Origin of the sequence: Carnobacterium sp. (assembly GCF_032094055.1) — a bacterium.
In the GTDB taxonomy this organism is placed as follows: domain Bacteria; phylum Bacillota; class Bacilli; order Lactobacillales; family Carnobacteriaceae; genus Carnobacterium_A.
In genome coordinates, this window is record NZ_DAMDAK010000037.1 from 1 (window position 1) to 3423 (window position 3423).

Consider the following 3423-nt stretch of genomic DNA (forward strand, 5'->3'; position numbering starts at 1 on the left):
TGCTATTGATATGCTCGACTTAAAGAAAGATTTTGATATTCAATTGATCGCAGCTGAATTACTCGATACTGTGTACGCCGATGAAGATTTCTTGCCTTATCCGGATTTTTTTCCAAATGGACAGCAAGATACTCAAAAATTATCAGCTGCTAATTTAAAAAGCGATCCTACCTCGGTTTGTGTCTTTACCGCACAGGAAAACCAAGAACTTATTATCAATAAAATTATTCAGCGTTATGGCAATTTAGTTGAAGTTAGAACATGGGGCGGCCAAACTCCCTGTTTAGAAATTGTTTCAGCCGGAGTTCAAAAAGCTCTTGGCGTTGAGCGTGTTGCCAGCGTTTACGGAATAAAACAACAAGATATTATTGCTTTTGGAGATGAAGACAACGATTACGAAATGATCCAATATGCCGGCCATGGAGTCGTGATGCAGAACGGCATTCAGGCTTTAAAAGATATCGCCAATGACATTACTGAAAAAACGAATGAAGAAGACGGTTTGGCTCTTTACCTTGAAGACTACCTCGGACTTGCTTAAGCAAAAAGCCGCAAATCAACTTTTCAGTTGGTTTGCGGCTTTTCTTATTTGTTTAAGAACGGTGTCGTCTAGCTTTTTGCTGGTCTGAATTTAAAAATTCTCCCAACACTTTGTTTGTTCCCATAAAGTTCACAAAAGCTGCTGCATCTGCTTCTTTTACGGCTTGTTCTAAATCATACATTTCATAATTGCTAATGACAATCATTAAGATAGAACGGTCGATTCCTGTATAACCGCCTTTGGCAGGAATAATGGTAATGCCGCGAATCAGCTTAGCATGAATAGCTTTCACTAAAGCGTCTGGATCGTTTGTCACAATCATGGCGGTTACTTTTTGATGGCTTGTATGAATCATATCCACTACACGTGTCATGACATAAATAGACAACAACGTATACATGGCATATTGCCAGCCATTTAAAAATCCAGCAGCAATCACAATCAAACCATTGATCGTCAATAACAAACTGCCTACTGACCGTTCAGTTGTTTTAGCCAAAACCATAGAAATAATATCTATCCCGCCGGTTGAAAACCCGTATTTTAAAGCGAAGCCGATTCCAGCACCTCCGATAACGCCTCCGAAGATAGCATTCATAATAGGGTCAGTCGTCAACGGACTGATGGGCAGAACAATGGTGAAAAAAGAAATCATTACAGAAGTTAAAAAGCTATACAACGTAAAATCTTTTCCTATTTTAAACCATCCTAATAAAGCGATCGGTATGTTGATCAATAAGATAAACACACCTGTATCTATGCTGATATGTAACCCATTATTTATTAGATTTGACAGCAATTGCGAGATCCCATTTACACCTGGTGCATAAATATTTGAAGGAATCAAGAAGCTATTCAAAGCAAATGAATTTGTAATCGATGCAAATAAAACAATCACTATTTTTTTTAATTGTTCTTTCCAAAAAATAGGCGTTTTTAACTTTTTCACTTTTCCGGCCTCCTTTATTTTCCTTATACAGATTAACAAGATTTCAGGGATAAAGAAAGAAGAATTCGCTTGCATAAAAAATATATTTTTTTAAGCGTTCTCTTTAGCCCACTCGTCAGTTATGGTACACTGAATTTACTATATGTTAACGATAGATATTGGAGGAGAAAATATGGCAAAAGAGGCAAGTTTTGATATTGTATCTGAAACAGATCTGGAAGAAGTAAAAAACGCTATTCAAATGACAAAAAAAGAAATTGCTACTCGTTTTGATTTTAAAGGAACGATAAGCGATGTTAACCTTGAAAAAGATCAATTGGTGTTTCTTTCAGAAAGCGAATTTAAATTAGAACAAGTAAAAGATATCTTAACTGGAAAATTAATCAAACGAAATGTTTCGTCTAAAAATCTTCAGTTTGGAAAAGTTGAAAAAGCCTTTGGCGGAAACGTGCGCCAAACCGCTGATTTGGTGAATGGAATCAATAAAGAACACGCTAAAACGATTACACAACTAATCAAGCAATCTGGTGTCAAAGTCAAATCGCAGATACAAGAAGACCAAATACGCGTGACTGGTAAAAACAGAGACGATTTGCAAAAAGTCATTTCTATTTTACGTGAAGCTAAACTACCAATTGCTTTACAATTCACTAATTATCGTTAAACACCAATAAAGAGGTTAGGACAACAGTCCTAACCTCTTTTGTATATCCGAATGTTTATTCTAGAACATGTTCTAAGAAGCAGGCCCGAGTCCACTTTGTCATGCCTGTAGTAGCTTTAGCTACGTACAGACACGATACACTTAGGCGCTAGCCTACCAGTTGCCTTAGCCCTTACAGCTTTAGCTGCTTAGGGATACGGTATGCGAGGTAGAAGATTCAGGTCTAAACGCTTTTTGTCTTACTCTCTTTATTTAGATCTTTAAAGAGTATCATCAGCGATTGTTTTGATCGTTACCGTCTGGCTGCCAATCAGTAATTTAGAGACAGGACAGCGTTTTTCAGCTTCTTTTATAAGGTTTTCGGCTTCATCGAATGGCATACCATTCACTTGTGCTAAAGCAAGAACATTAAAGTAAAAGCCAATTCCTGAAGGTTCTCGCATAAAATCAACTTGTACTTCTACACGACTCTGATTCTTTTTTCCTCTAGCTTTTAATAGGGATTGAATCGTAGCGTTTAGACAAGTACTTAAAGAAAGACCTAATAGTTCTTCAGGGTTTGTTCCTAGAGCAGATGAAGTTGGACTTGAAACTGTTACTTTCAATCCATCATTTTTAACATACGCAACTCCGTTTACACCATCTTCGTTCACCATTTCGGCATGAAATAAGCTGCCGGATTGACCCATAGTCTCACTCCTTTTACAGTTAGTCTTCTTTATTCAGATTTAGTCGGATTAATGACTGCTTCAATATGTGGAATAACAGCTTTTGCTATGGTAGATCCTGTGACCAGCATTTCATAGAGAGGCTGAACATCAGCAGAAGTTCTGTTGAGCAATCGCATATAAATCTCTCCATCGCCGCCCAAGCACAAGCGGTAATAACCAGAACGCAGCTCATTCAGTTCATTGAGCACTTCTAAAACAGCGGCTTTTTTATTAAAATCTGATACAAATGCTAATTGATGATAAACGATTTGATAATCTATAATGCCTTCTCCTGTATCAAAGACGATTCCAAATGGCAAAGCTTGCTGTTTAGTGATTTGAAACTTACCATTATATAACGTTTGGCCATTATCAATTACTTTTTTTGCTAAAGGAATTTGCTTCTCTTTTAAAATCATTTCGAATTGGTCTGTAATTTTAGACAATTGAATACCTCGTTTCATTTTCCTAATCGTATTTTCATCATAAGTATAACGTATACAATCAATGAAATACAAGCTTATCAAAAAAGTTTCCAAAAATAAAAAATGACTCAAAT

General features: G+C 36.5%; 5 protein-coding genes. 2 read left to right on the plus strand and 3 right to left on the minus strand.

What is annotated here, in order from left to right; all coding sequences use genetic code 11:
• Positions 1-541 (plus strand): HAD-IIB family hydrolase (locus tag RT405_RS07205; protein ID WP_313468772.1); only part of this gene is annotated, 541 nt, incomplete at its 5' end.
• A 52-nt stretch (positions 542-593) separates the two neighbouring features.
• On the opposite strand, the gene RT405_RS07210 is transcribed toward RT405_RS07205, so the two are convergent.
• On the minus strand, positions 594-1490 hold the full coding sequence (locus RT405_RS07210) for a YitT family protein (protein WP_084683555.1): 897 nt from the start codon (positions 1488-1490) through the stop codon (positions 594-596).
• Between the two features lie 172 nt (positions 1491-1662).
• On the opposite strand from RT405_RS07210, the gene RT405_RS07215 reads away from it, so the two are divergent.
• On the plus strand, positions 1663-2154 hold the full coding sequence (locus RT405_RS07215) for a YajQ family cyclic di-GMP-binding protein (RefSeq protein ID WP_313468775.1): 492 nt from the start codon (positions 1663-1665) through the stop codon (positions 2152-2154).
• Positions 2155-2414: 260 nt separating this feature from the next.
• On the opposite strand, the gene RT405_RS07220 is transcribed toward RT405_RS07215, so the two are convergent.
• Both RT405_RS07220 and RT405_RS07225 read right to left on the minus strand, forming a co-directional pair.
• Positions 2415-2843 (minus strand): OsmC family protein, encoded by a 429-nt coding sequence (locus RT405_RS07220; protein WP_313468776.1) that lies wholly within the window; start codon positions 2841-2843, stop codon positions 2415-2417.
• Between the two features lie 29 nt (positions 2844-2872).
• The coding region (locus tag RT405_RS07225; RefSeq protein WP_313468778.1) for a hypothetical protein at positions 2873-3423 on the minus strand (551 nt) is incomplete at its 5' end.

What these genes read in the sequence shown, in the direction of transcription:
- RT405_RS07215 (WP_313468775.1), top strand. Translation starts at nt 1,663, where the DNA reads ATGGCAAAAGAGGCAAGTTTTGATATTGTATCTGAAACAGATCTGGAA.
- RT405_RS07220 (WP_313468776.1), bottom strand. Translation starts at nt 2,843, where the DNA reads ATGGGTCAATCCGGCAGCTTATTTCATGCCGAAATGGTGAACGAAGAT.